The following is a 4,355-nucleotide window of genomic DNA, read 5'->3' as shown; positions in this document are numbered from 1 at the left end:
CCATATATATCTTGCCAAAGGCATATCTTAAAAATTATCTTTTAGGTATCTTTTAAATATTTCGCCATAGCCATGTTTCAAAAGTATTTCTTTAATTAGGTTTGTATTCTAGCCTGATTACCCGTGTCCAAAAAAATAAAAGTACTTCACCTGATCAAATCCCTGGGAAGAGGAGGGGCAGAAAAATTGATTCCCGAAACTGCTTCGGTTCATGATCAGCTTAAATTCGAATTCCATTGCCTTTATTTTTACCATCAACAAGAAAATATTATTGATGAATTGGAAAGAGCCGGAATTCAGGTACACCATATCCCTTCGGGAAATCTGGGTCTGTTTTTTCAAGTGAAAAAGGTAAGTTCATTTATCCGGGAAAATAACTTTGACCTCATCCACGCGCACCTTCCATGGGCAGGAATTTTAGCCCGATTCGTCGGTTTGAATGTTTCTATCCCTATTGTTTACACCGAACACAATACCTGGGATAGATATAACAAAGTCTCTTATTGGGGAAATAGACTGACTTTCAAAAAGCAGGATTTGGCAATCGCGGTTTCCAACGAAGTGGCGCTTTCTATGCAACTCAATTCCATTTGGGATCCCTACAAGCGTGGAGGAAGATTGAAAATCAGAGTGGTGCAGAATGGAGTCAATACGGAGGTTTTTTTTAAGAAGCGAGAGACGAGAGGCGAGAAGCGAGAGATGAGAAGCGAGAAGCGAGAGACGAGAGGCGAGAAGCGAGAGATGAGAGGCGAGAAGCGAGAGATGAGAAGCGAGAATGAAGTGAAGAAAAGCGAGAGGCTAGAAGCGAGAAGCGAGAGGCAAGAAGCGAGAGACGAGAGGCAAGAAGCGAGAGGCGAGAAGCGAGAGATTAGAGATGAGATGCGAGAAAAAGTAGTTGGGGTAGAATCTTTTAGTATTAAAGAACAATTGGGAATACCTGCTTCTTCCAAAGTAATCGGTAAGGTGGCCGTTTTTAGATCTCAAAAGAGGCTTTGGCTTTGGGTGGAAGTGGCCATCCGAATTTTAAAAAAACACCCGACTACTCATTTCCTTTTAGTGGGTGATGGAGAGTGGAGGGAGCGCTTAGAAAGTCAAATAAAGGATTCTGGATTTGAAGAGAACTTTCACCTGGTAGGGGTGCAAAAGGAGGTAATCCCTTACTTAAATCTCATGGATATTTACCTCAGTTCTTCTGAGTTTGAAGGTCTTCCAATTGCTATGCTGGAAGCCATGGCTTGTGAAATTCCAGTTGTCGCTACCCGGGCTGGAGGAATTGGAGAAGTGATTCAGCATGGGAAGCAGGGGTTTTTATGCCACGTAGATGAATGGGAGTATTTGGAAGGTTTCTGTATTCAGCTCCTAGAGGAAGAGGAATTACTTATGAAAATGGGGGAAGAGGCCAGAAAACAGGTGGAACAAAAATTCAGTATGCAACGCATGGTGAAGGAATTGGAAAAAATTTATCAAGAAGTACTGGGATAGCCAACTCGCTGAGCCTACCTAAACCTTATCAGCAAAGGCAGGCATGCTTTTTATTTCTCGGCTGAACGATTCCATAGAATGAGAATCCATCCCATACAAGTTTCGTAATTGATGGAAATGAAGGATCAAGGATTGAAGCTCTTCCATACTTTCCCCAGGATTATTCCCAAAATTATGTGGGTGCCACCAAAGATGGTAATGTTCTCCTTTTTTTGCGGCTTCTGACATTTCCTGCTTGATACGATTGAGCCGAACTTTGTTGAAAATAGGGTTGTCAGGACTGTAAGGCCTTAAAATTCTGGAAGCAGGAATGATTAATGGTTCATTGGGGAAAAATGAAATGCTATCCGAAGAAAAGGAAGTTTTACTGCCCAATGGGAAAAAGCAATCTGCTGACCTGAAAATTTTCTTGCTCAAATCTTCGTGTTGTGTTTCCTGCCAAAACCAATTCTTAGGATTCCCTCTCACGCAGTCGAAACCCTCTTCCAGACAAATCCCCAAATACAGTTCATTGATATGGTTTCGGGGAAAAACAAGGGACTTTAACTCAACCCCAAATTTGTCCTTGGCAATCATCTGACTTGCCTGCAAGTCTTGCCTAAATTGCTCCGGACTTTGTCCCCTCATTAATGTATAATAATGCGCATAGGTATGGGAACCCAAATCTTGCAGGGGAGTTTCCAAAATCAGACGAATCAAATCAGGAGCAAAATGTACTTCAGGTTTGATTCCATGTACATTGCTCCACTCATAGGCGGAGTACTTTTTTTCTTTATAAGATGGCAGAAATTCAGGTGAATATGCTCTCCATTCCTCCTCGTTTTCGGCAAAAAGCATTCCTACGGTAGCCCAGGTAACTGCTATTTGATTATTGGCAAAGAGTTCCAGCATTTGCGGAATCAGTCTTCGGGTATTTTCAAAATATTCAGGTTTGTATCTATTCCCAACCTTGTCAAAAATCCCCCATAGAAGTTCAAAATCAAGTGAAATAATAAGTGATCCGGGCATACTTTTTTGCTGATTGAAAATGAGTTGATATCTCGGTTTTATTTTTTAAAAATTGAACAGCCTCTACGAAACTTCCAAGGTCAATTTAAGTAAGTTTCTTTCTTTATGTCAAGAGGAAGAAGGAAATTGAGAGATAATTCCTGTGGATATTGAGATGATGGATTAGAAAAAATCAGTGAGTTACCGAAGGAAGGGCTACTTGGAATCAGGAATATAGTAAGGGAGATTCAGTAAAACTCAGGTTAAATTTCTCAGTCCTAAAATAACTCCAGATCTCCCAGGCTCCAATTCCACATCAAAGGTTGGTTCATCAGAGTTTCTTTGAGGGGTTTAATCGTTACTAAGGGGCCTCGCTGCAAAACCGGAGAAATCCCTAAGTCCAACTTATCGGAATTGTAACTTAGACCGGAGAAACTGCTAAACCGGATTTCTTCTTGTTTAATCAAATTTCTGAACTGCTCGTTCAACTCTCTTTTTTCACTTTCCTCAAAATTTGGTGAGCAAAACAAGTCACAAACTCTTAATTCCTTGCCCCATTTCACTTCTTTGATTCTATAGACCAAAAGATAACTTTTGAAATCACTGATAAAGGAATAATTAGCAACTGGACATTTCTGGTATCTCCATACGATGTATCCTTTTTTTAGCCTTGACTGAATTAAATCCTCCGTTGGATTGGCACTTTCTTCAAACTCTTGAATCAATGGTTTGACTGCGTCCCATTCAAAATTATTTTTTGGAATTTCACTCGGTCGGAAACTGATGTAAAACTGAATCTTCAAGGGCAGTCTGCCCCATTTTTTCCAGCCCATTTTCAAATACCCCGGTAAACTTTTGGTGTTGGGAGTATTAAATATGAGATCGTATCCTTCTTGTTGAACTTGCTTTAAAAGACTCTGGGTGAGTTGGGTAAATATCCCTTTTTTCTGATGATTTGGGTGTACAGCAGTGTCAACGGCGCGTCCGCATTTGTAGATTTTTGTGCCTTGCGTAAACTCCCATTTTAAGAAAGCACGTATACCGGCCAGTTCCCCATTTTCTTCCGCCAGAAGTACAGGAGATCGCCCAAAAGGATTATCTAGGTGCTTCCATCTCCAAAACTCCAGGGATTTCGGAAGCAAACTTTCACCCAGAGAAGTTCTGAGTAAGTGAATAATTGAGTCAGTGTCTGTTTCTTCCGCCTTACGGATTATCATATTCTTACTTTCACTCAAAGTAAATACTAGATTTTAGAAATCCTTGATTCTGATTGGTCTTTTTTTGAGAACTAAGAAAGTCAAATACTTATTTCAATAGCCTTATTTTGGTAATTTAAAGTCAAACTTCTGATTTTGAACTGTTTTCATTAGGCTTAGTTTTTGCGTAAGTTATTTTTAATCTAAAAACCTGAGTGACACTTCAAAAAATTAAATTATATGCTACCTGCACCCTTCCAGCCAATAAAAAATAATTTTTATGGATATCCGCTTTCTTAACAGTAACAACAAAATACGGCTTATTGTCTGCTAAAAGGATCAGAATCCGGAAGCTTCGCCTGTCAGCCGTGGCTGGGTCTTCGGTCATCGGTCGCCTGTACTGAGCGAAGTCGAAGCATCCAATCAGTCAAGCAAAGAAAATAAGGCAAAGGCATGATTGCGGATAATCAGAATAAATTTAACCAAGAATCAGCCTTCAAAAACTTCGGTTAGTACTTTTTGAGTTCATTAGGGACTACTGTTCTGAGTGCCTCTTTGAATCGAGAGCTGAAGCATTCTGACCACTTTCAAAAATCTTTTAACCCGGATTATGCATTAGAATCTGTGGTGAGAGGTCAAACCGCAATAAAATCAATCCGCCTGAGGCGGAGAATGAAGCATAGCACCGCT

At 40.3% G+C, this 4,355-nt stretch carries 3 protein-coding genes; 1 reads left to right on the top strand and 2 read right to left on the bottom strand.

All coding sequences use genetic code 11. From position 1 onward, the window contains the following. The first annotated feature begins 123 nt into the window (after positions 1 to 123). Positions 124 to 1,482, top strand: coding sequence for a glycosyltransferase (locus FL972_RS00635; RefSeq protein WP_250161251.1), 1,359 nt, complete (start codon positions 124 to 126; stop codon positions 1,480 to 1,482). An 18-nt stretch (positions 1,483 to 1,500) separates the two neighbouring features. Here FL972_RS00635 and FL972_RS00630 read toward each other — a convergent pair whose 3' ends face one another. Together FL972_RS00630 and FL972_RS00625 are read right to left on the bottom strand one after the other, a co-directional pair. Next, the gene (locus tag FL972_RS00630; protein WP_144602318.1) at positions 1,501 to 2,490 is read right to left on the bottom strand and encodes a polysaccharide deacetylase family protein; all 990 of its coding nucleotides are present in this window, start codon (positions 2,488 to 2,490) and stop codon (positions 1,501 to 1,503) included. Positions 2,491 to 2,747: 257 nt separating this feature from the next. Continuing rightward, positions 2,748 to 3,686, bottom strand: a complete 939-nt coding sequence (locus FL972_RS00625) for a GNAT family N-acetyltransferase (protein WP_144602316.1) — start codon at positions 3,684 to 3,686, stop codon at positions 2,748 to 2,750. Positions 3,687 to 4,355 lie beyond the last annotated feature (669 nt).

This window comes from Algoriphagus algorifonticola (assembly GCF_007655305.1).
Taxonomy (GTDB): Bacteria; Bacteroidota; Bacteroidia; order Cytophagales; family Cyclobacteriaceae; genus Algoriphagus; species Algoriphagus algorifonticola.
This window is presented reverse-complemented; position numbering and strand designations above follow the sequence as displayed.

Excerpts from the sequence above, each read along its gene's own strand:
- FL972_RS00630 (WP_144602318.1), bottom strand. The coding sequence starts at position 2,490 with ATGCCCGGATCACTTATTATTTCACTTGATTTTGAACTTCTATGGGGG.
- FL972_RS00625 (WP_144602316.1), bottom strand. The coding sequence starts at position 3,686 with ATGATAATCCGTAAGGCGGAAGAAACAGACACTGACTCAATTATTCAC.